General features: G+C 64.3%; 21 protein-coding genes. 11 read left to right on the top strand and 10 right to left on the bottom strand.

Annotation, left to right across the window (positions count from 1 at the left end; genetic code table 11):
• Nucleotides 1-154 precede the first annotated feature (154 nt).
• Genes BRAD3257_RS20280 through nthA form a run of 3 tightly spaced genes read right to left on the bottom strand, consistent with a single transcriptional unit; the run spans nt 155 to nt 1,817 of the window.
• Nucleotides 155-535, bottom strand: coding sequence for a nitrile hydratase accessory protein (locus BRAD3257_RS20280; RefSeq protein WP_162500280.1), 381 nt, complete (start codon nt 533-535; stop codon nt 155-157).
• Nucleotides 535-1,194 carry a nitrile hydratase subunit beta gene (gene nthB, locus BRAD3257_RS20275; protein WP_122403277.1) on the bottom strand — a complete coding sequence of 220 codons (660 nt, stop codon included), beginning with the start codon at nt 1,192-1,194 and terminating at the stop codon, nt 535-537. Before nthB ends, BRAD3257_RS20280 begins: the two co-directional genes overlap by 1 nt.
• Nucleotides 1,191-1,817: a nitrile hydratase subunit alpha gene (gene nthA / locus BRAD3257_RS20270; RefSeq protein ID WP_122403276.1), complete on the bottom strand. Its 627-nt coding sequence runs from the start codon at nt 1,815-1,817 to the stop codon at nt 1,191-1,193. The genes nthB and nthA overlap by 4 nt, the downstream gene beginning before the upstream one ends.
• Nucleotides 1,818-1,879: 62 nt before the next feature.
• Between nthA and BRAD3257_RS20265 the strand changes: the two genes are divergently transcribed.
• From BRAD3257_RS20265 to BRAD3257_RS20230, 8 genes are all read left to right on the top strand, one after another.
• Entirely contained in the window at nt 1,880-2,638 is a 759-nt protein-coding gene (locus BRAD3257_RS20265) for a hypothetical protein (RefSeq protein ID WP_122403275.1), read from the top strand.
• A 128-nt stretch (nt 2,639-2,766) separates the two neighbouring features.
• On the top strand, nt 2,767-4,239 hold the full coding sequence (locus BRAD3257_RS20260; protein ID WP_122406674.1) for a DASS family sodium-coupled anion symporter: 1,473 nt from the start codon (nt 2,767-2,769) through the stop codon (nt 4,237-4,239).
• A gap of 234 nt (nt 4,240-4,473) precedes the next feature.
• Nucleotides 4,474-5,613: a methionine ABC transporter ATP-binding protein gene (locus BRAD3257_RS20255; protein ID WP_174221581.1), complete on the top strand. Its 1,140-nt coding sequence runs from the start codon at nt 4,474-4,476 to the stop codon at nt 5,611-5,613.
• Nucleotides 5,603-6,268: a methionine ABC transporter permease gene (locus tag BRAD3257_RS20250; protein ID WP_122403274.1), complete on the top strand. Its 666-nt coding sequence runs from the start codon at nt 5,603-5,605 to the stop codon at nt 6,266-6,268. Before BRAD3257_RS20255 ends, BRAD3257_RS20250 begins: the two co-directional genes overlap by 11 nt.
• 518 nt (nt 6,269-6,786) lie before the next feature.
• Nucleotides 6,787-8,775 carry a TonB-dependent siderophore receptor gene (locus BRAD3257_RS20245; protein WP_162500600.1) on the top strand — a complete coding sequence of 663 codons (1,989 nt, stop codon included), beginning with the start codon at nt 6,787-6,789 and terminating at the stop codon, nt 8,773-8,775.
• Nucleotides 8,776-8,831: 56 nt separating this feature from the next.
• The gene (gene fsrB / locus BRAD3257_RS20240; protein ID WP_122403272.1) at nt 8,832-10,124 is read left to right on the top strand and encodes a siderophore utilization protein FsrB; all 1,293 of its coding nucleotides are present in this window, start codon (nt 8,832-8,834) and stop codon (nt 10,122-10,124) included.
• 86 nt (nt 10,125-10,210) lie between these two features.
• Nucleotides 10,211-11,026, top strand: a complete 816-nt coding sequence (locus BRAD3257_RS20235; RefSeq protein ID WP_122403271.1) for a hypothetical protein — start codon at nt 10,211-10,213, stop codon at nt 11,024-11,026.
• 233 nt (nt 11,027-11,259) lie between these two features.
• The gene (locus BRAD3257_RS20230; protein ID WP_122403270.1) at nt 11,260-11,949 is read left to right on the top strand and encodes a DUF4956 domain-containing protein; all 690 of its coding nucleotides are present in this window, start codon (nt 11,260-11,262) and stop codon (nt 11,947-11,949) included.
• 120 nt (nt 11,950-12,069) lie between these two features.
• Here the strand turns inward: BRAD3257_RS20230 and BRAD3257_RS20225 are convergent, their stop codons facing one another.
• On the bottom strand, nt 12,070-13,269 hold the full coding sequence (locus tag BRAD3257_RS20225) for a M24 family metallopeptidase (RefSeq protein ID WP_122403269.1): 1,200 nt from the start codon (nt 13,267-13,269) through the stop codon (nt 12,070-12,072).
• A 452-nt stretch (nt 13,270-13,721) separates the two neighbouring features.
• Here BRAD3257_RS20225 and BRAD3257_RS20220 point away from each other — a divergent pair, with 452 nt between their 5' ends.
• Genes BRAD3257_RS20220 through BRAD3257_RS20210 form a run of 3 tightly spaced genes read left to right on the top strand, consistent with a single transcriptional unit; the run spans nt 13,722 to nt 18,330 of the window.
• On the top strand, nt 13,722-14,753 hold the full coding sequence (locus BRAD3257_RS20220) for a TRAP transporter substrate-binding protein (RefSeq protein WP_122403268.1): 1,032 nt from the start codon (nt 13,722-13,724) through the stop codon (nt 14,751-14,753).
• A gap of 15 nt (nt 14,754-14,768) precedes the next feature.
• Nucleotides 14,769-16,658 (top strand): TRAP transporter large permease, encoded by a 1,890-nt coding sequence (locus BRAD3257_RS20215; RefSeq protein WP_122403267.1) that lies wholly within the window; start codon nt 14,769-14,771, stop codon nt 16,656-16,658.
• Between the two features lie 22 nt (nt 16,659-16,680).
• On the top strand, nt 16,681-18,330 hold the full coding sequence (locus BRAD3257_RS20210) for an acyl-CoA synthetase (protein ID WP_162500278.1): 1,650 nt from the start codon (nt 16,681-16,683) through the stop codon (nt 18,328-18,330).
• A gap of 338 nt (nt 18,331-18,668) precedes the next feature.
• On the opposite strand, the gene BRAD3257_RS20200 is transcribed toward BRAD3257_RS20210, so the two are convergent.
• The 6 genes from BRAD3257_RS20200 to BRAD3257_RS20175 all read right to left on the bottom strand — a co-directional run bounded on the left by BRAD3257_RS20200 (nt 18,669) and on the right by BRAD3257_RS20175 (nt 25,348).
• Nucleotides 18,669-19,466: an MBL fold metallo-hydrolase gene (locus tag BRAD3257_RS20200; protein WP_122403265.1), complete on the bottom strand. Its 798-nt coding sequence runs from the start codon at nt 19,464-19,466 to the stop codon at nt 18,669-18,671.
• 13 nt (nt 19,467-19,479) lie between these two features.
• Nucleotides 19,480-20,256: a TatD family hydrolase gene (locus BRAD3257_RS20195; protein WP_122403264.1), complete on the bottom strand. Its 777-nt coding sequence runs from the start codon at nt 20,254-20,256 to the stop codon at nt 19,480-19,482.
• A gap of 13 nt (nt 20,257-20,269) precedes the next feature.
• Nucleotides 20,270-22,243: a methionine--tRNA ligase gene (metG, locus tag BRAD3257_RS20190; RefSeq protein WP_122403263.1), complete on the bottom strand. Its 1,974-nt coding sequence runs from the start codon at nt 22,241-22,243 to the stop codon at nt 20,270-20,272.
• A 110-nt stretch (nt 22,244-22,353) separates the two neighbouring features.
• Nucleotides 22,354-23,400: a DNA polymerase III subunit delta' gene (locus BRAD3257_RS20185; RefSeq protein ID WP_122403262.1), complete on the bottom strand. Its 1,047-nt coding sequence runs from the start codon at nt 23,398-23,400 to the stop codon at nt 22,354-22,356.
• Nucleotides 23,397-24,083, bottom strand: coding sequence for a dTMP kinase (gene tmk / locus BRAD3257_RS20180; RefSeq protein ID WP_122403261.1), 687 nt, complete (start codon nt 24,081-24,083; stop codon nt 23,397-23,399). The genes BRAD3257_RS20185 and tmk overlap by 4 nt, the downstream gene beginning before the upstream one ends.
• A 2-nt stretch (nt 24,084-24,085) precedes the next feature.
• A complete protein-coding gene (locus BRAD3257_RS20175; protein WP_162500277.1) occupies nt 24,086-25,348 on the bottom strand; it encodes a D-alanyl-D-alanine carboxypeptidase family protein in 1,263 nt (420 codons plus the stop codon).
• Nucleotides 25,349-25,358 lie beyond the last annotated feature (10 nt).

Below are 25,358 nucleotides of genomic sequence, written 5' to 3'. Positions count from 1 at the left end.
CTTCGCTGTCATTCCCCGCGAAGGCGGGGAATCCAGTACGCCGCAGCTTCTCGGTATCCCACGAGCGTCTCTGGAATACTGGATCACCCGCCTTCGCGGGTGATGAGATGACAATGTTGGTTGGGGCGACAGTATCCACGCGACGCGGAGGTGATTACCCCGCAAAATCCTCGTCCCGCAGCTCGATCGGCTTGCCGTGCGGCGTGCGATCGGCCGCATGATCCCAGGCGTCGCGATAGCGATGCAGCGTCTCGATCGAGGCGACGCCCTTGCGCGCGACGAGGCCCTCAAGCGTGGCGAGCCAGTGCAGATAGTACGTCTCGCCCGTATCGGGATCGCCGGCCGCCTGCGCGCACTTGATCTCGTCGGCAAGGGCGGCGGCCCATTCGGGCCAGGTGAACACACCACGCTCGTGGAGCGTCAGCGCCATCGCGAACGCATGCGCCTCCCAGGGCGCGCGGAACACCGGGCCTTCGTCATCGCGCGGAATGCCCGGGATCGCTGCCGTCGCGGCGGCAGCGGCGCTACCACTCATCACACCGGCTCCAGATAGGGTTCGAACGCGTCGATCGAAACCTTCAACGTGGGATCACCATCCTCGCCCCAGAGATCGCGGCCCTCGAAGACGACGGTGTAGAGCCATTGCGGATTCTCGCCGCGCTCCATCGCCGCCGTGTCCGGAAACACATGGCAGCCATGGTTCAACTCGACCACGCCGACATGCCCACGCACGTAGCGCGGCAGCCGCGTATGTGTCGCCGGATGGATGCTCTTGGCGCGCACGCGATCGCCGATGCTGAATTTCGCCGGGGCCGGGGCAGGGCGAGCGAACTTTCCGCGCACCATCACGCGCTCGACGTTGGAGAGATCGAACTTGCCATGCTTGAGCGCCTTTCCTGGCTGCATCGCGTGGCCGGCGGCGACCTCCTCTCTTGTGAGGTAGCCTTTCTCGATCAGCATCTCCTCGAGCCCGAGAAACCATTTCTCGTAATAGGAGCTTGAGAGATAAACATCCGGCGGCAAGGTCTCGCGATAGAAGCGCGACGTGTCGATGTTGAAAGCGCCGGCCGCGCCCATCGCACGCACCATCGCCAGGACACGCGATTCCCAATCCGCGTGGAACATCGGCTCGTTCGGCTCGGGCTCGATCTTGCCGAACCCGTCCATGCCGCCCATGTCGTGCACGCCGTTCACGACGGCGCTCCAGGCCTGCGCGGAAAGCCGGTGCCGATCATGGAGTCGCGGGTAACGAGCTCAGCGAGCTGCTCCTCGCTCCAGCCCTCGGTGCCCTCGGGTCGCATCGGCAGCACCAGGAAGCGCGTCTCGGCGGTGGAATCCCACACCCGGATTTCGATGTCCTTGGGCAGCGCGATGCCGAAATCGGCGAGCACGCCGCGCGGATCCTTCACCGCGCGCGAGCGGTAGGGCGCCGCCTTGTACCAGACCGGCGGCAGCCCCAGCATTTCCCAGGGGTAGCAGGAGCACAGCGTGCACACGACCATGTTGTGACGCTGCGGCGTGTTCTCGACCACGACGAGATGATCGCCGACGCGGCTGACATGGCCGAGCGTGCCGATCGCCTTGCTGCCGTCCTCCAGCAGCGCCTTCCTGAAGGCCGGATCGGTCCAGGCTTTTGCGATGACGCGCGCGCCATTGTGCGGGCCGATCTTGGTCTCATAGGCCTGGATGATGGCATCGAGCGCGGCCGGTTCGACATAGCCTTTTTCGGTGAGGATCGTCTCGAGCGCGCGTACGCGCAGCTCGGTTTCGGACAGCTCGGAATGGTCGTGATCGTGGTCGTGATGATGCTCGCTCATGGCGCGAAGATAATCCCAGAATCCGGGCCTTGTCGAGGCGAAGACTCTGCTAACGTCGCGCCATGGGCTGGGCTGCACGAACCGGAATATACGCCGCAATCGCGGCTCTTGTCGCACCTGCGGCGCAGGATGCGCGCGCGGCGAATGGCGCCTATGCCGTGGATGCCGCCGATATCTCCGAGGTCGGCTCCTGCAAGGTCGAAAGCTGGCTGTCGACTGCTTCCAACACGGATTTCGCAGCAGTTGCCAATCCCTCCTGCGTCGTCGATCCCTTCACGCCGATCGAGCTGAGTATGCAGACCATTCGGGCCCGCAGCGATGGCGACTGGAGCGCGACGCTGGCTCCGAAAGCCAAGACCAACTTCATCCCGACCGGAATCGGGCGCTGGGGATTGTCGGCCTATGGCGGTGGATCATTCGATGCAGCGACCGGCGAGGCGTTGTCCGCCTTTGTGGTCATACCAGCGACCTTTCGCCTGTCCGAGACCATGCGCGTCAACGTCAACGCCGGCTGGCTCTGGGATCGCACCGTCGATCGCCACTACCTGAGCTACGGCATCGGCTTCGACTGGAAGTTCACCGACACGTTGCAGTGGACGATCGAGGCTTACGGCCAGGCCGGCGCGTCCCAGGTCGCGAGCATCGTGCAGCCGCGCTTTCAGACCGGCGTGCGCTACCGGCCAAACGAGATATTCTCCGTCGACGTGATCTACGGCCGCAACATCACCGGCGAGAACGCCAACTGGGTCACCATCGGCACAACGATCAGGTTTCCTGTCGGTGGTAGCGAGCCGGAGCACCGGCGCACCGGGCATTTGTGAGCCTCTCGGAGCGGCAGAACCCGCTTCTGGCCATTGATCGCGCCGCGGACAATCCGTATACGCCGCGATGGGACAAGAGCGGCCCGGCCAACGGACCGCTTGATTTGACGACAATCGAGGGGAGGGCCATGGCCGCTAGCTCGCAGGCGCCTGAGGCGAAGGGATTTCGCTGGAAGCTGATCGCGCCGCTCATGGTGTGGCTGGCGATCTATCTGTGGCCCGTGCCCACGGGGCTCAACGTCAATCAGTGGCACTATTTCGCCGTGTTCGCGGCCGTCATCACCGGGCTCATCCTGGAATCGATGCCGGTCGGCGCGGTCGGGCTGATCGGACTCACCGTCGCCGGCATCAGTGGCTATATCGACCCCGATCCGACCAAATCGCTGCGCTGGATGCTGGCAGGCTTTGCCGAGAGTACGGTCTGGCTGATCGTCGGCGCCTTCGTGTTCTCGATCGGCTATCGCAAGAGCCAACTCGGCCGGCGCATTGCGCTGGTGCTGGTGCAGCGGCTTGGCCGCAACACGCTCGGCCTCGGCTATGCGGTGGCGATGTCCGATTTCGTGCTCGCGCCGGCAACGCCGTCGAACACGGCACGCAGCGGCGGCATCGTCTATCCCATCATCAGCAACATCCCGCGCATCTATGGCTCCGAGCCGGGGCCGACCGCCGGCAAGATCGGCACTTATGTGATGTGGACCGCGTTCGCCGCGACTGCGGTCACGAGCTCACTGTTCTTCACCGCGCTCGCGCCCAATGCGGCGGCGCTGGCGATCGCCAAGAAGACCGTCGGGGTCGAGGTCAGCTGGGGCCAGTGGTTCCTGGGCTTTGCGCCGCTCGGAATCCTCCTGATGGTGCTCGTTCCGCTGCTCAGCTACGTGGTTTGCCGTCCCGAGGTGAAGCGCAGCCCGGAAATCTCCGAATGGGCGGCGAAGGAGCTGACGGCGATGGGACCGATGTCGCGCAACGAGTGGATCATGCTGGCGCTGATCGTGCTCGCGATGTTCCTGTGGATCGCGGGCTCGAGCCCGGACATCCACGTGCCGTTGCTCGGCTCGAACTTCGTCAACGCCACCACCGTCGTCTTCATCGTGATCTCCTTGATGCTGGTCTCCGGGGTGATCGAATTTGCCGACATCGTCGGCGAGAAGAGCGCCTGGGAGGTGTTCTTCTATTTCACCTCGCTGTTGACGCTGGCGTCGGGTCTCAACGAGATCGGCTTCATCAAATGGTTCGCGACCGAATACGCCAAGCCGCTCGCGGGCCTGTCGCCGTCGACCGCGATGATCCTTCTGGTCGCGCTGTTCTTCTGGATCCACTATTTCTTCTCGAGCATCACCTCGCATGCCGCCGCGGTGCTGCCCGTGGTGCTCGCGGTCGGCTCGGGCATCGCGGACCTGCAGGTCACGACGCTTGCCATGCTCTGCATGTATTCGCTCGGCCTGATGGGCGTGATCTCGCCTTACGCAACGGGGCCGGCGCCGATGTATTTCGGCAGCGGCTATATCGGGAAGGGGCAGTTCTGGGCTTTTGGGCTGATCTTCGGGCTGCTTTATTTCGCAGGGCTCCTGCTGATCGTGCTGCCTTGGTTGCGGGTCCACTGAGGAGGGTGGGGAGGGTGCCTCCCGCAGATGAATTTTCTTCGTACGCGAGAGATTGGGAAAACTTCGTCCAACTCCCCGCAAATATCTGATATTGCATGAAAGACCGGAAACGGCGATGGTGCGTGCTGCGGTGCAGCGCGCTCCCCTGAGCCGGCATCTCACTTTCACCCCCGTCGCTCCAGCGACCTGGTTCCCGTATGCCCCTGAGCGGCGCGGGCAAGCGAATTATTGTGCATGAAGGCCGCCTCCATGAACGCTCACCAATCGCTCGCGATCGGAAGACCGATCGAAACGCTTGAAGCGATTTCACCTGCTCCGACCGAGCCGGACGCAATGGTCCGTTTCGAAGCCATCTCAAAAACCTATCCGGCCTATCGCGGCAAGCCCGGCGTCAACGCGCTGCAAGACATCGACTTTGCGATTCCGCGCGGTTCCATCACCGGCGTGATCGGCCGCTCCGGCGCCGGCAAGTCGAGCCTGGTGCGGCTGATCAACGGGCTGGAGAAGCCGACCACGGGCCGCGTGATCGTTGACAACAGGGATATCTCGGCGCTCGCCGGCCGCGAACTACGGTTGGCGCAGCGCTCGATCGGCATGATCTTCCAGCACTTCAACCTGCTGTCCTCGCGCACGGCCGCCGGCAACATCGCGCTGCCGCTCGAGATCGCCGGCTGGACCAAGGCGGACATCAAAGCGCGCGTCGCCGAACTGCTGGCGTTGGTCGGCATCGCCGACAAGCACGATCGCTATCCGTCAGAGCTCTCCGGCGGCCAGAAGCAGCGCGTCGGCATCGCGCGGGCGCTGGCGACCCGACCGAGCGTGCTGCTGTCGGACGAGGCCACCTCGGCGCTCGATCCACAGACCACGCGGGCGATCCTCGATCTGCTCGCGAACATCAACCGCGAGCTCGGCGTGACCATCGTGCTGATTACCCACGAAATGTCCGTGGTGCGCCAGCTCGCCAGGGAAGTGGTGGTGCTCGATGGCGGCCATGTCGTGGAGCGCGGCCATGTCGCGGACATCTTCACCCACCCGAAGCATCCGATCACCCAGTCCTTCCTGGCCGAGGTGATCGGCGACAGCTTGCCCGTGTCGCTGGCGAGCCGGATGGCTTCAGAGCCGTCCGCCGGCGGGCAGGCCGTGATCCGCGTTCAGGTGCGTGGGGCAGGGGCCGGCGATACCGTGGTGGCCCGGCTCGCCCGCGACCTCGGCCTGGACGTCGCGCTGCTGTCGGCCCGCATCGACGAGATCGGCGGCCAGCATGTCGGTTCGCTCACGCTCGGAATTCCCGGTGGCGAGGACGCGGTGACGCGAACGCTCGCCTGGCTCTCTCAACACCAATTCTCGGCGGAGCGTCTCGGCTATGTCGCCTGAACTCATCAATTTGATCATCCAGGCCACGGGCGAAAGCCTGTACATGGTCGGCATCGCAGCGCTGCTCGGCACCGCCTTTGGCCTGCCGCTCGGCGTGTTCCTCGCCACCAGCCGCAAAGGCGAGTTGTTCGCGGCCCCGCTCGTCAATCGCGTGCTCGGCATCGTCGTCAATGCGACGCGGTCCACGCCCTTCATCATCCTCGTCGTCGCCATCATTCCGTTCACCCGCCTCATTGCCGGCACCTCGATCGGATCGACCGCTGCGATCGTGCCGCTGACGATCGCCTCGACGCCGTTCATCGCACGCCTGGTGGAAGCCGCGATCCGCGAGGTTGACGGCGGCCTGATCGAGACCGCGTCCTCGTTCGGCGCTTCGCCGCTTCAGATCGTGTTCAAGGTCCTGATCCCCGAGGCGCTGCCGGGTCTGCTTCTGGCGCTGACGCTCGCCGTGGTCAGTCTGCTCGGCTACTCCGCGATGGTCGGCGCGGTCGGCGGCGGAGGGCTCGGCGATCTCGGTATTCGCTACGGCTATCAGCGCTTCATGCCGGAGATGATGCTCGCCGTCGTGGTCGTGCTGATCGCGTTGGTGCAGCTCGTCCAGAGCGCCGGCGATTATCTGGCACGCCGGGTCAACCGCCGGCTGCGGCATCGCTGAGCCGTTTCCAGATGTTGCGAACAGGCAGAGTCTCGTCTGTCTGGAAACATTCCAAACTCCGAAGCACGCCTGAGCGCATTGGCCGCAGGTGCTGCGCACACGTCTGGAGAAATTCTAACACCGCTCCTATCGCACTCGAAAACCGCCTGAGTTAGGGCAGGGCATCAAAAACGATACCGGCGAAGCCGGCAGTGCGTGGGGTCTCGAAAGACGTGACCGACTTCCAACTTTCTTCGCGTGGATGCACGCGTCGTCGACAGATTCAGGTGCTTTTCCTCGGGGCGGTCAGCACATTCTCTCTCGTCGTTCCCTTCGGTTATGTGAAGGCGCAGACGCAAATTCCCGAAGTCACCGTGGAAGCGCCGGAGCAGCGCGCCCGTCCGGCGGCGCTTGCTTCGTCGCGAAGGGCTGCGGCGACACGCACCGCACGCGCCAATCGTCGCGTTCCGGCGCAGCAGGCTGCGCCAGCCCAGTCGGCGTCATCGAACGGTGTCACGGGCGAACGCGCCAATGGACCGGTGCGCGGTTTCGTCGCGACGCGGAGCGGCACCGCCACCAAGACTGATACGCCGCTGATCGAAACGCCGCAGTCGGTGTCCGTCATCACCACAGATCAGATCAGGAACCAGGGCGCCGTCTCGATCGGCGAGGCCCTGCGCTACACCGCCGGCGTCAGCGGCGACGTCAATGGCGGCTCGGACACCCGCTTCGGCGGCCTCCAGATCCGCGGCTTCGACATGACCATGCCGGGACTCTACGTCGACGGCTTGCGGATTCCCTCCAGCAACTACGTGCATTTCAACGGCCTCGATCCCTATGGCGCCGAGCGCATCGAGGTGCTCAAGGGCCCGTCCTCCGCGATGTATGGCGGCAGCGGCACCGGCGGCATCCTGAACTACGTGACCAAGCTGCCGACGGCGCAGCAGTTCGGCGAGGTCTCGATCTCCGGCGGCAGCTTCAACCGTTATCAGGGTCAGTTCGACGTGGGCGGCCCCGCCAACAAGGAAGGCACCGTGCTGTGGCGCCTGACCGGCGTCGTGCGCGACGGCGAAACCCAGGTCGATTTCAGCAAGGACAACCGCGTCTTCATCGCGCCCGCAATCACCTTCAAGCCGAACGAGGACACCACCATCACCTTGCTCGCCAACTACCAGAAGGATCGGGCAGGGTGGGGCCTTCAGTTCCTGCCGGCCTCCGGCACGGTATGGCCGAACAACGGGCGCACCATTCCGGTCTCGTTCTTCGCAGGCGTGCCGAGCTTCGACGCGTTCAATACCGAGATCGCAACCGCCGGCTACCAGCTCTCGCACGATCTCACCGACTATCTCACGTTCCGGCAGAACCTGCGCTACGCCTATCAGCACAACGAGGAAAAGGTGTTTTACGGCGGCGGCTATACCGACGAGGCCGCGGGGCAGCTCGCGCGTTATGGCAGCTACAGCAACTCCTACATCAACTCCTTTGCGATCGATAATCAGCTCCAGGGCAAGTTCAACACCGGCATTCTCAGCCACACCACATTGGTCGGTGTCGACTACCGCAACACGCGGTTTCGCGACACCGCCTTCGGCGTCACGACGTCGGCGCCCGAGATCAACGTCTTCAATCCGGTCTACAGCTACGACTGGACCATCGGTGCGATGAGCGACAACACCGGCGTCAAGCAGTCGCAGGTGGGCCTCTATGCGCAGGATCAGATCAAGCTCGGCCGGCTCTCGTTCCAGCTCGGCGGCCGTCAGGATTTCGTGACGACGCAGGTCGATAACGGCATCGTCAACACCACGGTCGCGAAGGATGCTTCGGCCTTCACCGGCCGCGCCGCCGTGATGTACAATTTCGACAACGGCGTCGCGCCCTATTTCAGCTACTCGGAATCGTTCCTGCCGGTGCTCGCGACCGGTTTTGGCGGACAGATGCTCAATCCCGAGACGGGCGTCCAGTACGAGGTCGGCGTCAAGTACCAGCCGCTCGGCTGGAACGCACTGTTCACCTTCGCCGCGTTCGACCTGACGCGCGACAACGTCGTCACCTACGTGCCTGCGGCCACCTTTGCCGAACAGACCGGGCAGGTGAAGTCGCGCGGCATCGAGCTCGAAGGCACGATGTCGCTCGCCGACGGCTGGAACCTGCGCGCGGCCTATGCCTATGTCGACGCCATGGTGACGCAGGATCCGGTGAATGTCGGTAAGGCGCCGGTCACCGTGCCGCTCAACCGCGCTTCGCTGTGGAGCGACTACACGCTGCAGAACGGGCCGCTCGCGGGCCTGCAGTTCGGCGGCGGCATCCGCTACGTGGGCGCGACCTGGGGCGATGATGCCAACACCTTCAAGGTGGGAGCCTCGACCGTGCTGGATGCGCTTTTGGCCTACACCCATGACAACTGGCGCCTGTCGCTGAACGTGACCAACCTTGCCGACACGCGCTATGTCGCTGCGTGCTACAGCCTGGCGGGCTGCTTCTATGCCGAGGGGCGCAAGGCGATCGGCAAGCTGACCTATCGCTGGTGAAATCGAAGACGGTCCGGCACTGGGGGGCCGGACCTGCTGGATGAGAGTGGAAGACGATGAGAGCGATATTCGGCAGGCTGCATCGCTGGGCGGGACTGCTCACGGCCGGATTCCTGTTCTTCTCCGGCATCACCGGCGCGATCATCTCATGGGATCACGAGATCGACGACGTCCTGAACAGCCATCTGTTCGACGTCGGCAGCAAAGGCCCGGCGATTCCCTCGATCGAGCTCGCCAACATGATCGAACAGCGCGATCCCCGTGCGCGCGTCGTTTATCTCTTCATGACGCCGGAGCAGGGCCACTCGCTGTGGTTCTTCGTCATGCCGCGTATCGATCCCGCAACCGGCAAGCGTTACCCGCTCGACTACAATCAGGTCTTCCTCGATCCCAACACCGGTGCTGAGCTTGGCCGGCGCTATTGGGGCGCAGTGTGGCCCGTCACGCGCGAGAACTTCGTCTCGTTTCTTTACAAGCTGCACTACACGATGCACATCCCGGAGTTCTGGGGCAGCGACCGCTGGGGCATGCGCGTGCTGGGCGTGATCGCCATCATCTGGACCATCGATTGCTTCGTCGGCTTCTACCTGACGCTGCCCTCGCGCCCGCGCGCCAAGGCCGCGCGGGCGCCTGAAGTCGCACGCCAGCTCGAGCGCGGCTTCTGGGCGCGTTGGGCTCCGGCTTGGACCATCAAGACCTCGGGCAGTGCGTACCGGATCAATTTCGACATCCACCGCGCCTTCAGCCTCTGGACCTGGGGCGTTCTGTTCATCATCGCCTTCACGGCGTTCTCGCTGAACCTCTATTTCGAGGTGTTCTCACCGCTGATGAAGATGGTGTCGAACTACACGCCGACGCCCTATGAGCAGCGGCCGTATCGCGATCTCGACGATCCGATCGAGCCCAAGGTCACCTTCGCCGACATCGCCGCACGCGCCGCTGCCGACGGCAAGGCGCGGGGGTGGACCACCCCGGTCGGTTCGATCAATTACGGCCCCGCCCATGGCGTCTATGCCGCCGCCTTCTTCCACCCCGGCGACGACCACGGCGCCGGCGGTGTCGGCCCGGCGCAGCTCTATTACGACAGCGAGGACGGCCGCCCCATTGGCGAGCGGCTGCCCTGGGTCGGCACCGCCGCCGACATCTTCGTACAGGCGCAGTTTCCGCTGCATTCGGGCCGTATCGTCGGACTGTTCGGCCGCATCCTGATCTCGGTCATGGGCCTCGTGGTGGCGGCGCTCTCGGTGACTGGCGTCGTGATCTGGTGGCGCAAGCGCCGCGCCCGTGTTCGCGTGCGCGAGACCGCCGCGATGCGCCTGACGCGGCAGCAACTCACGCCGGCAGAGTAGGGCACGCGCATTCCGTCAAAGGATGAACCTTCATAGCCGGCACCGGCACAAAGACTGAAGATCGTCCACAGTCTTCCGGAATTGCGATGAGATCGCTTGCCTTGCTCTGCCTGCTCGTCTTCGGGTCCTGCGCACATGCGGCTACACCCGAGCAGCACTATCTCGACCTGCGCGATCGCTACATCGTCAAATTCTCGAAGGCCAAGGAGAGCGAGGACACCTCGAAGCAGCATGACGCGGCGCTCAGAGAGCTCGCCGCTGCGCTGCGCGCACTGGTGGGCCCGGTCACGATCAAGGGGCTTCCGGCCGACGGCAAGTCGAATGTCGACACGCTGTTCAAGGGAGACATCGGCTTCGGTCATCTCGACGGCCTCGGTTTCGCCACCGAAGGCGACAAGCTGCAAGCGGTGGTGACCACGACCGGGCTGCTCGAGCACTGGCTTTCCGAGCACCGCGAGGACGGCATGCCGCAGGAGATCAGCGCGGCGCTCAGGTCGGACCGGTTCTACTATTACGCCATTCAGGACGCCGCCTTCGCGAAATATGCTGACCTGCCCATCACCAAGCCTAGCGGCGCGAGCGCCGCGGTCGCGGTGCTCGGCGTGCGTGGCAATGGCAGCCTCAAGGGGCCGCCCAGCGAGATTGGCGTGGTTGCGGTCCAGGGCGACAAGGTCTTCTACCTTGCCGCAACCGATGCCGTGAAGACCGCCGAGATCCCGCCCTGCGAGAAGATCTGGAAGCAGATGATGGCCAAGAAGACCCCGCAGGACGCTATGGCCCGCGAAGACCAGGCGATGGACGCCTACACCAAGTGCTTTGCCAAGGAAGCGCCGAGCCAGAGCTGGTTCGCGGCCGCCGTCAAGAAGGCGCAGAGCCAGCTGGATCTGCTGCCGCTGCGCTAGAGCCTGGCCGGCCCGACGTGTGGTGTCGGCCACGTGAGAATCAATTTCACGACGAAATCACGCTCGAACGATTACCAAAGCACGGTGCCGCCAGATCAGCGGGCATGGCATCGACTCAGGCTCCTGCGCGCCCTATAAAGGGTTTTTCGCCGTGCCACTTTATCGCGAGTATTTCTGAAGAACAATCATCCCCATATTGGAATCGATGCCGTCGATTGGGAGCATAAGCGGCGATGACACCACAGATCGAGTACGTTCTCGGCGCCACGGTCCTGTCGATCGCGCTTGGTCTGCTGATCGGCTTTGCTTACGCGCGCGGCTACCACGGGATGTTGCTCTCGGCCTCGTTCGTTCACGCCTGCGTCGTCATTGTGCCGCTGACAGCGTTGGTGATGCACACGATCCGCTCGGCCACGGCGTTCGACAACGCCAACCGGGCCATGGGCGAGGGGTTCGCCTTCGCGTTGATCGGCCTTCTGGGCCTCATCCGGTTTCGAACGATCGTCCGCGACACGCGAGAGTTCACCTTCGTCTTCATATCGATCGTGACGGGCGTTGGCATCGGAGGCGGCCAGTTCGTTCTGACCGCCGGCGGATGCGCATTCGTGCTGATCCTCCTGATCGTTTTGGAGCGCATAAAATTCGGCACGCCCCGCGCGCCCTCGCTGCGCGTCAGGGCGACGGGCGCCGAAGATGCATTCGCGCAGTACGAAACCGCCCTGAGCCGCGTTGCCGAACGCGTCAATTCCGTGTCTTTGCGGCACACAGCTGAGCGCGGCACGACCTACGCGTTTGAGATTGTCGCCGGCGCCGGACAAGACATCCCGACCATCGCCGCGGCCGTTCGCGTCGTACCAGGAACGTCGGAGGTCAACGTCGTTCGCCTGCAGCGTGGCAAAGGCCCGGAAGGGGATGGGGATTGATACTTGCGGAAACGTCGGCAAGTCGATCCAGACGACGCGGCCCATCCGGGCTGTGAGGGACCTCGCGTCGCGCCAAGCGGCAGGCCTGGATCGGCCGCCAGAACAGTTCGACCGGTACGGCTACGCGAGCCCGCTACCGCCGCGATTCCACCCACGGCCGCCTTCGCCAAAGATCTCGTACCCGTCCGACGTCACGGCGACTGTGTCCTCGAGCTTGATGAAGCCGCGCTTCGGATGCTTCATCGTGGTCTCGATCGAAACGACCATGCCGGGCTCGAGCGGCAGGCGGGCGTCGGTGTCGTCGTAGGGCACCGGACCCTTGGCGGTCAGGCGAGGGGCCTCGTGGCTGACGAGGCCCATGCCGTGGGCCAGGAACTCGGTGCAGTCACGCTGGGTGATCTGCGCAAGCTGCCGTTCGGCGGCGACATAGATGTCGCCTCCGAAGGCGCCCGGACGGATGGTGGCAAAGGCGGCGCGCTGGACGGCCTCGATCTCGGCCAGGTAATCCTTGAGCTCGGCGTCAGGCTCGCCCAGCACGGCCATCCGGGCGAGGTCGCCGATATAACCCTGATAATTGCCGCCGGAGTCCAGCGACAGCGCCTCACCTTGCTCCCAGCGCTGCGATGATGGCGCTCGGTTGTGGCTGCTGCCGCACGCGAGCAGGCAGTATTCGAAGGTGAGGCCGCGATTGACCTCGGCGAGGCGCAATGCATCCGACAGTTGCCGCTTGGTCGTGCCCCGACCGTGCCCGGCGATCACGGCCAGCATTGATGCGACGACAAGCTCTGACGCCGTCTTGAGCTTCGCCAATTCCTCCACCGACTTGACCGCTCGCAGCCGCTCCAGCACCAGCACCGCGTCCTTGAGCTCGGCGCCGGGCAGGACGTCGGCCAGCGCCTTCCCTGCATCCATCGGCAGGAATGGCATCTCGACCCCGACCCGCCGCAACGACACGCCCGCCTGCCGGATCAGTTCTGCAGCCCGCATGATGGCGTCCACCGAACCGTTGGATTCGGTTCGGACCTGCGGCACCCAGAGCGGCGCGACGGCGCGCTGATGGCTTTCCAGCCGGTGGCCGACATAGACGGATTTCTCGGGCGCACCCTTGGGATAGACCAGCACCGGCAGATAACGGCTAACTCCCAGGGCATCCATATAGTCGAAGAAGATCGCACGCTCGGCGCCCAGCAGGTACTGCACGTTGTGCTTGGAGGTCGCGATCAGGATATCAAGTCCGGCCGCCTCCATGAGACGGTCGAGCTTGGCGGCATCGAATGGAATGGCACGCGAGGCAGCAGCGCGGGCAACGGTCTCTTGCATGACGATCCTCCAAGGGCCGCTGCGGTTCGGTCTGCCGGCACATTCCTGTTCGCAGCCATTCGAATAACGGTCGGATGATCGGTTGGCTCCCAGCCAGGGCAAGGAGGGTCCCGTCTGCGCGCCATATCCAAAATTCGCATAAGGTATATTATGGAATATCTTTATTTCCAATTAGATCAATTGTTTAGACGAAACTCCTGCTACTGTATCTCGGCCTGAGCGCTGTGTTCGGTCCGCCTTCCGACCGCCGTCTCAGCTCTTGCCGGCTACTGTGCATGGGGTTGTTTTGCAGATTCTGCATCCAGCCCCATCTCTCCAAAAGCCGATATTGCCGTGACCTTGCCCGGCTGCAATAAGCGAGGCTTCCGCGAGATCGCAGATGACCTTAAGGCCGACCGTCCGTATAGGTTTGCATCTCAGAACAACAACAAACCTTCCGAGGAAGCAGACCCATGGTCCTTTCAACGCGCTTTTCCCGACGCACGCTTCTCAAGGCCTCCGCCGCGACCGCGGTCCTGGGCGGCCTCGGTGCGCCCCATGTGGCCCGCGCCCAGAGCGCCGAGTTCACCTACAAATACGCCAATAACCTGCCTGACACCCATCCGCTGAACGTGCGCGCCAAGGAGATGGCGGCGGCGATCAAGAGCGAGACGAACGGCAAGTTCGACCTCCAGATCTTCCCGAACAACCAACTCGGGTCCGACACCGACATGCTGAGCCAGATCCGCTCCGGCGGGGTCGAGTTCTTCACGCTGTCAGGCCTGATCCTGTCCACCCTGGTGCCGGCGGCGTCCATCAACGGCATCGGCTTCGCGTTCCCGGACTACGACACGGTCTGGAAGGCCATGGACGGCGACCTCGGCGGCCATGTCCGCGGCGAGATCAAGAAGGCCGGCCTCGAGGTCATGGACAAGATCTGGGACAATGGCTTCCGCCAGACCACGTCCTCGACCAAGCCGATCACCGGCCCTGATGACCTCAAGGGCTTCAAGATCCGCGTGCCGGTGTCGCCGCTGTGGACCTCGATGTTCAAGGCGTTCGACGCAGCGCCCGCCTCGATCAATTTCAGCGAGGTCTATTCCGCGCTGCAGACCAAGATCGTCGAGGGCCAGGAGAACCCGCTGGCGATCATCTCGACCGCGAAGCTCTACGAGGTGCAGAAGTACTGCTCGCTGACCAACCATATGTGGGACGGCTTCTGGTTCCTGGCCAACCGCAGAGCCTGGGAAAAGCTGCCCCAGGACGTGCGCACCATCGTCGCCAAGAACATCAACGCCGCCGCGGTCAAGGAGCGTGAGGACACTGCCAAGCTCAACGCCAACCTGCAGCAGGAGCTCGCGGGCAAGGGCCTGACCTTCAACCAGCCCGCGGTCGGGCCGTTCCGCGACAAGCTGCGCACCGCCGGCTTCTATGCCGAGTGGAAGGGTAAGTATGGCGATCAGGCCTGGGACCTCCTTGAAAAGGCCGTCGGCAAGCTGTCGTAACGTCTTGGGGCCGTCATGGCTCATGTCGAGATCGAGGTGATCGAAGTGACGGGCGAGGCGGCTGTTCAGTCCCCTCGCCGACGTTCGTTGCTGGCGTCACTTGAACGCGCGCTCGGTCTCCTCGTCGAAATCCCGGCGGCGATCCTGGTCGTCGCCGAGATCCTGATCCTGTTTGCCGGCGTGGTCGCGCGCTACGGTCTGCACCGGCCGCTGATCTGGTCGGACGAGCTCGCTTCGATTCTCTTCCTGTGGCTCGCGATGCTGGGCGCGGCGGTCGCATTCCGCCGCTCCGAGCACATGCGCATGACCGCGGTCGTCGCGAGCGCCAGACCCGCGATGCGGGCCTATCTCGATCTGATCGCGATCTCGGCCGCGCTGGCGTTCCTCGCACTGATCGTCTGGCCGTCCTGCGACTATGCCTACGAAGAGAGCTACATCACCACACCGGCGCTGCAGATTTCCAACATGTGGCGCGCGGCCGCGCTGCCGGCCGGCGTCGGCCTGATGGCGGCTTTTGCCGTGCTCCGGCTGCTGCGCGCGGCCGACTACCGAATGGTCGCAGCCGCCGTGCTGTCGGTTGCGGTCGTGATCGGCCTGTTCTGGCTGGCGGAGCCGCTCCTGCGGCCGCTCGGCAATCTCAACCTCGTCATCTTCTTCGTCGGCGTCGCCGGCTTCTGCGTCTTTGCCGGTGTTCCCATTGCGTTCGGGTTTGGGCTGGCGATCTTCGGCTATCTGGCGCTGACCACGCGCACGCCCGTCATGGTGCTGGTCGGGCGCATGGACGAGGGCATGAGCCACCTGATCCTGCTCTCGGTGCCGCTGTTCGTGTTCCTCGGGCTCCTGATCGAGATGACCGGCATGGCGCGGGCGATGGTGGCGTTCCTGGCGAGCCTGCTCGGGCATGTCCGCGGTGGCCTGCATTACGTGCTGGTCGGCGCGATGTACCTGGTCTCCGGCATTTCCGGCGCCAAGGCCGCCGACATGGCCGCAGTTGCGCCCGTGCTGTTTCCCGAGATGAAAGAGCGCGGCGCCAAGCCCGGCGATCTCGTCGCGCTGCTGGCGGCGACGGGAGCCCAGACCGAGACCATCCCGCCGAGCCTCGTGCTGATCACGATCGGCTCCGTCACCGGCGTCTCGATCGCAGCGCTGTTCACAGGCGGCCTGCTGCCCGGTGTCGTGCTCGCGATCACGCTGTGCATGCTGGTGTGGTGGCGCTACCGCCGCGAGGACATGAGCCATGTCCGCCGTGCCACTGCTTCCGAGATCGGCAGGACCTTCATCATCGCCCTGCCCGCGCTCGCGCTGCCCTTCGTGATCCGCTACGCCGTAGTCGAGGGCATCGCGACGGCGACCGAGGTCTCCACCATCGGCATCGTCTATGGCGCTCTCGTCGGCCTCCTCGTCTACCGTCGCTTCGACTGGCGGCGGCTGTTTCCGATGCTGGTCGAGACGGCGGCGCTGTCGGGTGCGATCCTCCTGATCATCGGCACGGCGACCGGCATGGCCTGGGGCCTGACTCAATCCGGCTTCTCGCGTTCGCTGGCCGCCGCCATGACCGGATTGCCGGGCGGGGCCGCGACCTTCATCGCCGTGTCGATCCTGGCCTTCACCATCCTCGGCAGCGTGCTGGAGGGCATACCGGCGATCGTGCTGTTCGGCCCGTTGCTGTTCCCGATCGCACGCGCCGTCGGCGTGCACGAGGTGCACTACGCCATGGTGATCATCCTCGCCATGGGTATCGGGCTATTCGCCCCGCCCTTCGGCGTCGGCTATTATGCCGCCTGCGCCATCGGACGCGTCGATCCGGCCGAAGGCATCGGGCCGATCTGGGGCTATCTGCTGGCGCTGCTGGTGGGATTGATCGTGGTCGCGATCTTCCCCTGGATATCGATCGGATTCCTTTGAGACGCATTTGAGGAGGGTGTCGATGAGTGAGCGGCAGAACCCATACAATATCGGCCTCGACAAGACTCCCGCCAACTACGTGCCCTTGAGCCCGCTGAGCTTCCTCGCGCGCAGTGCCGCGGTCTATCCCGATCACGTCAGCACCGTCTATGAGGGCCGCAGCTTCACCTGGGCAGAGACTCACGAGCGCTGCCGACGCTTTGCCTCTTATCTGGCGGGCAAGGGCATCGGCGTCGGCGACACCGTGGCGGCGATGCTGCCGAACATTCCGGCGATGAACGAGGCGCATTTTGCCGTGCCCATGGCGGGCGCCGTGCTCAACGCCCTCAACATCCGCCTCGATGCGCCCTCGATCGCATTTCAGCTCGATCATGGCGGGGCGAAGATCATCCTGGTCGATCCCGAATTTTCGGGCGTCATCACCGATGCGCTCGCGCAGATGACCGGGCCCAAGCCATTCGTGATCGATGTCGATGATACCGCATTCAAGGGCGGCAAGCGCATCGGCGAAATCGAATATGAGGCGGCTGTCGCGCAAGGCGATCCCGGCTTCAACGCCGTTCTACCGCACGACGAATGGGACGCGATCGCGCTGAGCTACACCTCGGGCACGACGGGAAATCCCAAGGGCGTCGTCACCCATCATCGCGGTGCCTACTTGAATGCGGTCAGCAATATCCTCGCCGGCAACCTCGGCCAGCATCCGGTCTATCTCTGGACACTGCCGATGTTCCACTGCAACGGCTGGTGCTTCCCCTGGACCATTGCGGCCGCTGCCGGCATCAATGTCTGCCTGCGCAAGGTCGAACCGACCAAGATCTTCGAGCTGATCAGGCAGCACGGCGTCACCCACATGTGCGGCGCGCCGATCGTCTACAACACGCTGATCAACGCACCTGACGCGCCCAAAGGCAATGCAGCCCGCCGCGTCGTCGGCCTGATCGCAGGTGCCGCGCCGCCGGTCGCCGTGCTCGAAGGCGCCGAAAGCATCGGCATCAAGCTGACGCATGTCTACGGCCTGACCGAGGTCTATGGCCCCGCCTCCGTCTGCGCCGAGCAGCCAGGCTGGGACGAGCTTCCGCCCGCAGAGCGCGCGCGCTTGAAGCGCCGGCAGGGCGTGCCCTACCCGCTCGAGGAAGCCGTAACCGTCATCGATCCGCAGACGATGCAGGAGGTGCCGCGCGACGGCGAGACCATCGGCGAGGTCATGTTCCGCGGCAACATCGTGATGAAGGGCTATCTCAAGAACGAGAAGGCAACCAAGGAAGCCTTCGAGGGCGGCTGGTTTCACACCGGCGATCTCGGCGTGCTCGACGAGCACGGCTACGTCATCATCAAGGACCGTTCCAAGGACATCATCATTTCCGGCGGCGAGAACATCTCCTCCGTCGAGGTCGAGGACATCCTCTACAAGCACCCGGCCGTGCTGTTCGCCGCTGTCGTCGCCAAGCCCGATCCGAAATGGGGCGAGGTGCCTTGCGCCTTCGTCGAGCTGAAGGACGGCGCCAGCGCAACCGAGGCCGAGATCATCGCCTTCTGCCGTTCGCAGATGAGCGGCTTCAAGACGCCGAAGGCGGTCGTGTTCGGGCCGATCCCGAAGACGTCCACGGGCAAGATCCAGAAATTCCTGCTGCGTAGCGAAGTCGGCTCGGTGAAGGCGATCTCGGCCTGAGAGCCGTCTGACTTCCGCTCGCACGCACAGCGGCAGCATCGCAAGGCCGCCGGCAAAACCGAGCTGCGGAATCCAGAGCGGAAGCGCGACGACGCCCTGTGCCACATCGTTGAAGCATCAGGAATCGTAGGTCATCTGCACGGCATAGCGGGTGAAATAGAGAATGAAGGCCGTGGCAATACCGAGCGCCACGATCTCCGCGATCTGCTTGGCCCGCCCATGCAGACGTTCCAGCAGCAGACCAAGCCCAGCGCCTGTCTTTCAGACGTTAGATCAACATGATGGGGCCGACTCAGGCAAGGAGTATGCCGGCGGATGCCGGAATTTCCATCGCAGGTTCAGCGTGTCTCCAGCCGCAGCCCATCGTAGGCCGGCACCACGCCTGCGGGCAGCGACTGCCTGATGACTTCGTAATCGACGTCGGCGGTCATATTCGTGATGACCGCGCGCTTCGGCTTGAAGCGCTCGATCCAGGACAGCGCGTCGTTGATGCTGAAATGGCTGACATGGCCGGTGTAGCGCAGCCCGTCGACGATCCAGAGGTCGAGATTTTCCAGCGCGTCCCAGCTCTCGCGCGGAATGTCGTTGAGATCCGGTGTATAGGCGGCATCCCCGATGCGGTAGCCGAGCGCGGGAATGGCGCCGTGCTGCACCAGGAAGGCCGTCATCGTCACCGCGCCGCCCTTCCCCAGGATGGTCTGGCTCTCGCCCGCCTCGATCGAATGCCGGGTCAGGATCGGCGGATAGTCGCTGCCTTCCGGCGAGATGAAGCAATAGGAGAACCGCGCCATGATGTCCTTGGCGGTGGACTGGTTGAAATAGGTCGGGATGCGCCGGCGCATGTGCATGACGACCGAGCGCAGGTCGTCCATGCCGTGAGTCTGATCGGCGTGCTCATGCGTCAGAAACACCGCGTCGATATGGTCGACATTGGTCGAGAGCAATTGCTCGCGTAAGTCCGGCGAGGTGTCGATCACGATGCGTGTCGTGCCGTGCTCGGACGTGCGTTCGACCAGCAGCGAGCAGCGGCGGCGGCGGTTCTTGGGATTGTTGGGATCACAGGCGCCCCAGCCGAGCGCCGGGCGCGGCACGCCGGCGGAGGAGCCGCAGCCCAGGATCGTCAGCGTCAGCGTCATGTGGCTCCCAGTCTCAAGCTTTCACCTTCGAGAACAGGCGGAAGAAGTTTTCGCTCGTTTGCCGCGAGATCTCGTCAAGCGAGACGCCGCGCGTCTCGGCGAGCACTTTTGCGACCTCGACCACATAAGCGGGTTCGTTGCGTTTGCCCCGGAACTTGCCCGGTGCAAGATAGGGCGAGTCCGTTTCAACCAGGATGCGATCGGATGGCAGTTCGGCCGCGAGCGCGCGCAAGGCTTCCGACTTCTTGAAGGTCAGGATTCCCGTGAAACCGATATAGAGCCCGAGCGACACTGCCTTCAGCGCCAGCTCGCGCCCGCCCGTGTAACAATGCAGCACGGCGCGAAACGATCCCTTGGCCGCCTCGTCTTCCAGAATGCGCGCGCAGTCCTCGTCGGCCTCGCGGGTGTGGATCACCAGCGGCAGGCCGGTCGTGCGGGCAGCGGCGATGTGGGCACGAAAACCCCTCGCCTGCGCCTCCGGCGAGCCGTTGTCGTAGAAATAGTCGAGCCCGGCCTCACCGAGCGCGACGACCTTGGGGTGCTCCGTCAACGCAACAAGCTCGTCCGGCGCGATGCCGTCCTCCTCGTCCGCATTGTGCGGATGGGTACCGACCGAGCAATAGACGTCGTCATAGCGTTCGGCGATCGCGAGCAGGTCCTTCAGCCGCCGCACCCGCGTCGAGATCGTGACCATGCGCGCGACGCCGGCCCCGCGCGCCCGCGACACGATCCCGTCGAGATCTTCCGCAAAGTCGGGAAAATCCAGATGACAGTGACTGTCGATCAGCATCACGCGAACGCCTTCAGGCTGCCGGCTCGACGTAGCGCGGGAACGCGGGCTTCGGCGCCGGCAGCGTCGAACCCGGCGTGATACGCTTGCTTCCGCCGAGCATTGCGAAGCTGCGCTCGCCTTCAGGGATGCCCAGGCTGTCGAGCAGCAATGCGGAGGCGGTCGGCATCGCGGGCTGGGCCAGAATCGCAATCTGGCGCACGACTTCGGCGGTAATGTAGAGCACCGTCTTCTGCCGGGCAGGATCGGTCTTGGCGAGCGCCCACGGCGCCTCGCCCGCAAAATAGCGGTTGGCCTCCGCGACCACGGCCCAGACGGCGTTGAGCCATTGATGAATCTGCTGTGTCGCCATGGCCTCACGTGACGCTGCGATCATGCCGTCGGCCATCGTCAGGATCGCCTTGTCGTTGTCGCTGAACTCGCCGGGCTCCGGCAGCACGCCGCCGAACTGCTTTGCGATCATCGACAGCGAGCGCTGCGCGAGGTTGCCGAGATCGTTGGCGAGATCGGCATTGATACGCGCCACGATGGCCTCGTGGTTATAATTGCCGTCCTGGCCGAACGGTACCTCGCGCAGGAAGAAATAGCGCATCTGATCGACGCCATACTGGTCGGCGAGGTTGAAGGGATCGACGACATTGCCGACCGACTTCGACATCTTCTCGCCCCTGTTGAACAGGAAGCCGTGGGCATAGACCCGTTTCGGCAGCGGGATCCCGGCGGACAGCAGGAAGGCCGGCCAATACACCGCATGGAAGCGGATGATGTCCTTGCCGATGATGTGCACGTCGGCTGGCCAGTAGCGCCAGTTCTTGTCGCTCTCATCGGGGAAGCCGACGCCGGTGATGTAGTTGGTCAGTGCGTCGACCCAGACATACATCACGTGCTCCTGGTCGCCGGGCACTTTCACGCCCCAATCGAAGGTGGTGCGCGAGATCGAGAGATCGCGCAGGCCGCCCTTGACGAAGCTCACCACCTCGTTCTTGCGGGATTCCGGCCCGATGAAATCAGGGTGATCCGCATAGAGCTTGAGCAGCTTGTCCTGATACGCCGAGAGGCGGAAGAAATAGCTCTTCTCCTCGACCCATTCCACCGGCGTGCCCTGCGGCCCGAGGCGCACGCCGTCCTCGTTCACGCGCGTCTCGTCCTCGGCGTAATAGGCCTCGTCACGGACCGAGTACCAGCCCGAATAGGTATCGGCATAGATGTCGCCGTTCGCTTCCATGCGCCGCCAGATCTCCTGGCTGGAGCGGTGATGCTGCTCCTCGGTGGTGCGGATGAAGCGGTCGAACGACACGTTCAGCCGCTCGTCCATCTCCTTGAAGCGGCCCGCATTGCGGGTCGCGAGCGCGGCAGCGGACATGCCTTCACTGGCCGCCGTCTGAACCATCTTCTGACCGTGCTCGTCGGTGCCGGTCAGGAAGAACACGTCCTTGCCGTCGAGCCGCGCAAAGCGCGCCAGCACGTCGGTCGCGATCGCTTCATAGGCGTGACCGATATGCGGGCTGCCGTTGGGATAGGCGATCGCCGTCGTGATGTAGAACACGTTGTCGCGTGCGGGCGCGACCGTGGGCGCGGCGGCCTGCGGAGCCGCGGCGGGGTTCGGCGCACGCGGGGTCTTGGCTTGCGATACTTTGGGCTTCACAGCCGTCGCCGGCGTGATGACAGGAGCCGGTGCGGCGGTCACGGCAGGCGCAGCCGGCTTTTTCGCAACCTTCTTCGCCGGAGCCTTCGGCTTTTTGGCAGAGGATTTTTTCGAAGCCTTCGTGGCGACGACCTGCTTCTTCGCGCCCTTCTTGGCAACCTTCTTTACGGCCTTCGCAGCCCGCTTCGTCGCGCCCTTCTTGGCGGCAGACTTCTTGGTCTTCTTGACGGCTTTGGTCGCGCGCGCCTTCACTGCTTTCCTGGCGGCTTTCTTAACGGCCTTCTTAGCAACCCTCGTCTTGCTGCTCTTACCTTTAGCGGTCTTCTTAGCTCGCGTTGCCACCACGAATTCCTTTATCGGCTTTTCCGAAATTTGGAAACGAACCTGCGTTCGGTCATTGTCTTGAGCATGATCCTTTCGGAAAATTGCTACACACTTTTCCGGATCATGCTCTAGCGCGTTGCGTCCGCCAGCCAGCCGAACACCGAGAAAACCAAGGGCTTTCGTTCCAGATTGTAGGTTTCGGTGTCGCGCGCGGCGCGGACGATCTTTTCCCATACCTCAGCTAGGCGCGCAAGGCGCGGCAGGTTCTGGTTGGCATTGGCCTCATCCGCATGCAGGCGCTCCGCGATCCAGCGGTCGATGCCATCGATGAAGGCGGCAAGCGCGACGCGGTCGCTGGTGCCGAGCGAATCGCCCAGCGTGTGCAATTCGCGCGGATCGACCTGCGGCAGGCGCGCAAGCAGCGCCGCCGTGCGCTGCTGAAGCTTCAGCGCGTCGCCACCGAGCAGCGTCAGCGCCCGCGCGACGCTTCCCTCGGAAGCATCGGCCGCCTCGCGCAGCGCCGGATCGTTCGGATCGAGCTCGGCCGCCGAAGCTGCCGCCCCGATCACATCATCCGTGGCGAGCGGCCGCAGGCGCAGCTTGCGGCAGCGCGACTGGATCGTGGCAAGCACCCGCGCGGGCGCGTGGCTCACCAAAAGGAACAGCGATTGCTGCGGCGGCTCTTCGAGAATTTTCAGGAGCGCGTTCGCCGCGTTTGGATTGAGCTCGTCGACCGTGTCGACGATGCAGACGCGCCAGCCTTCGGCCGCCGCGGTCGAGCCAAAGAACGCGATCGTCTCGCGCGTCTCGTCAACGGTGATCACGGTGCGCATCACGCCGCGATCGTTGGCGGTACGCTCCAGCGTCAGCAGCCCGCCATGCGAGCCGGCCGCCACCTGCCGCGCCACGGCGTCATCGGGATCGATGGCGAGGTCTTCGGCGCGTTGCACGGCGGGGGCCAGCGGCTGAGAATGGGCGAGCACGAAGCGCGCCATGCGATAGGCCAGCGTCGCCTTGCCGATCCCTTGCGGTCCGCCGATCAGCCAGGCATGCGGAATGCGTCCGCTGCGATAGGCCGCAAGCAGCGCGGCCTCGGCCTCGCGATGGCCGAACAGCCGCGATGTCTCGCGCGGATGCGGAATGGCGGTTTCGCGCTCGGCCTGACGCGGGCTCATGCGGAAATCACTGACGCAGGCGTGGGGAGCAGACGCTCGCGCAGCGCGGTCCAGACGCGCCCGGCGACCGTTTCGGGGTCGGAATTGGCATCGATCAGCACGCAGCGCGCGGGATCCTCCGCCGCGATCTTGCGATAGGCCTCGCGCAGGTCCTGGTGGAAGCTGAGCTTCTCGGACTCGAACCTGTCAGGCGTGCCGCTGCCGCGGCGCGCGGCGGCGCGTTGCAGGCCAATCTCGACCGGCAAGTCGAGGATGATGGTGAGATCGGGCTTGAGATCGCCGATGGTGACCCTTTGCATGGCGTTGATCAGGCCCTCGGGTACGCGGCCAAGGCTGCCCTGATAGGCCCGTGTCGAGTCGGCGAAGCGGTCGCAGAGCACCCAGGTGCCCTGATTCAGCGCAGGCTGGATCACGGTGTGGACATGGTCATCGCGCGCGGCGGCAAACAGCAGCGTCTCCGCCTCGGGGCCGAGCAGCTTGCCCATGCCCGACAGCACCAGATGACGCATGATCTCGGCGCCCGGCGAGCCGCCCGGCTCACGCGTGACCCGGACGCGCAGCTTCGCCGCCTTGAGGCGGTCAGCGAGCTTCTTGATCTGGGTCGACTTGCCCGTGCCCTCGCCGCCTTCAAAGGTGATGAAGCGTCCGCGTCCGGACGGCCGCTGTGCCGCGCTCTCACTCATGATCAGAGCTTCTCGGCGCCCGCGCGGAACATGCCGATCACGAGCTCGCTGGCGCCATCGATCGCGCGACGCATGGTCGAGCCGGTTCCGACAGATTCGGCCGCATAGACCGGCGTCTCGACCGCAATGTTGCCGCTGCGCCAAACCTTGACCACGCCGACCTGCTGGCCGGCCTCGACCGGCGCGCGCACCGGGCCGCTATAGACGATGCGCGCAATCAGCTTGTCGCTGCCATTCTTGTGCACCATCACCTTCACCGGCGTCTTCGCCACGAGCTTGACCGAGCGGCTCTCGCCGCCGAACACCTTGGCGTAGCCGACAGGCTGCTCGGCCGCGATCAGCGTGCGGGTCTCGAAATTGCGAAAACCCCATTCAAGCATCTTCTTGGCTTCGGAGGCGCGGTCATCGGCATCCTCGAGACCGTTGACGACCACGATCAATCGCGTGCCGTTCTGCACGGCCGAGCCCACCATGCCATAGCCGCCTTCCTTGGTGTAGCCGGTCTTGAGACCGTCGGCGCCTTCCATCGAATTGAGCAGCGGATTGCGGTTGGGCTGGCGGATCTTGTTCCAGGTGAACTCCTTCTCGCCGAACAGTTTGTAGAACTCGGGGTAGTCCAGAATTATGTGCCGGGCGAGGATTCCGAGCTCGCGCACCGTCATCTTGTTGCCCGGGTCGGGCAAGCCGTTGGAATTGGCGAAGGTCGATCTGGTAAGGCCGAGTTCGCGCGCACGCTTGGTCATGAAATCGGCGGCAAAGATGCGCTCATTGCCCGCCATGGCTTCGGCAAGCGCAATGCAGGCATCATTGCCGCTCTGGATGATCGCGCCGTGAAGGAGATCGTCGACGGAGACCTTGCTGTTGATGGCGGCGAACATGGTGGAGCCGCCCGAGGGCGCCCCGCCCCTGCGCCAGGCATTCTCGCTGATCCGGTACTCGTCGGTCAGCTTGATGTCCCCCTTCTTGATGGCATTGAAGACGACCTCTACCGTCATCAACTTCATCATGCTCGAGGGCGCGCGCAGCTCGTCGGCGTTCTTCTCGAACAGTACGCTGCCTGAGGAGGCTTCGATCAGGATCGAGGTCGGGGCATCGCCATCGAAGCCGGCATCTTCCGCTTTCTTGGCGCCTTGGACACTCTGATTGGCGGCATAGAGAGCCCCACCCCAGCCGATGCACGCCACCAAAACCGTCGCGATCAGCCCGCGCGCCAGCATGCTGGCGGTGGGCCAGTTGCGACGAAGCGAAGGGAGACGAAATGCCATGGCGAAGCCC

Source organism: Bradyrhizobium vignae (genome assembly GCF_900324035.1).
GTDB lineage: Bacteria > Pseudomonadota > Alphaproteobacteria > Rhizobiales > Xanthobacteraceae > Bradyrhizobium > Bradyrhizobium vignae.
The sequence above is the reverse complement of the archived record's forward strand: the minus strand, read 5'-3'. Positions and strand labels throughout refer to the sequence as shown.

Coding starts and splice junctions, on each gene's coding strand:
- BRAD3257_RS20280 (WP_162500280.1), bottom strand. CDS start 535: ATGAGTGGTAGCGCCGCTGCCGCCGCGACGGCAGCGATCCCGGGCATT.
- nthA (WP_122403276.1), bottom strand. CDS start 1,817: ATGAGCGAGCATCATCACGACCACGATCACGACCATTCCGAGCTGTCC.
- BRAD3257_RS20265 (WP_122403275.1), top strand. CDS start 1,880: ATGGGCTGGGCTGCACGAACCGGAATATACGCCGCAATCGCGGCTCTT.
- BRAD3257_RS20260 (WP_122406674.1), top strand. CDS start 2,767: ATGGCCGCTAGCTCGCAGGCGCCTGAGGCGAAGGGATTTCGCTGGAAG.
- BRAD3257_RS20255 (WP_174221581.1), top strand. CDS start 4,474: ATGAAGGCCGCCTCCATGAACGCTCACCAATCGCTCGCGATCGGAAGA.
- BRAD3257_RS20250 (WP_122403274.1), top strand. CDS start 5,603: ATGTCGCCTGAACTCATCAATTTGATCATCCAGGCCACGGGCGAAAGC.
- fsrB (WP_122403272.1), top strand. CDS start 8,832: ATGAGAGCGATATTCGGCAGGCTGCATCGCTGGGCGGGACTGCTCACG.
- BRAD3257_RS20235 (WP_122403271.1), top strand. CDS start 10,211: ATGAGATCGCTTGCCTTGCTCTGCCTGCTCGTCTTCGGGTCCTGCGCA.
- BRAD3257_RS20230 (WP_122403270.1), top strand. CDS start 11,260: ATGACACCACAGATCGAGTACGTTCTCGGCGCCACGGTCCTGTCGATC.
- BRAD3257_RS20225 (WP_122403269.1), bottom strand. CDS start 13,269: ATGCAAGAGACCGTTGCCCGCGCTGCTGCCTCGCGTGCCATTCCATTC.
- BRAD3257_RS20220 (WP_122403268.1), top strand. CDS start 13,722: ATGGTCCTTTCAACGCGCTTTTCCCGACGCACGCTTCTCAAGGCCTCC.
- BRAD3257_RS20215 (WP_122403267.1), top strand. CDS start 14,769: ATGGCTCATGTCGAGATCGAGGTGATCGAAGTGACGGGCGAGGCGGCT.
- BRAD3257_RS20210 (WP_162500278.1), top strand. CDS start 16,681: ATGAGTGAGCGGCAGAACCCATACAATATCGGCCTCGACAAGACTCCC.
- BRAD3257_RS20200 (WP_122403265.1), bottom strand. CDS start 19,466: ATGACGCTGACGCTGACGATCCTGGGCTGCGGCTCCTCCGCCGGCGTG.
- BRAD3257_RS20195 (WP_122403264.1), bottom strand. CDS start 20,256: ATGCTGATCGACAGTCACTGTCATCTGGATTTTCCCGACTTTGCGGAA.
- BRAD3257_RS20185 (WP_122403262.1), bottom strand. CDS start 23,400: ATGAGCCCGCGTCAGGCCGAGCGCGAAACCGCCATTCCGCATCCGCGC.
- tmk (WP_122403261.1), bottom strand. CDS start 24,083: ATGAGTGAGAGCGCGGCACAGCGGCCGTCCGGACGCGGACGCTTCATC.
- BRAD3257_RS20175 (WP_162500277.1), bottom strand. CDS start 25,348: ATGGCATTTCGTCTCCCTTCGCTTCGTCGCAACTGGCCCACCGCCAGC.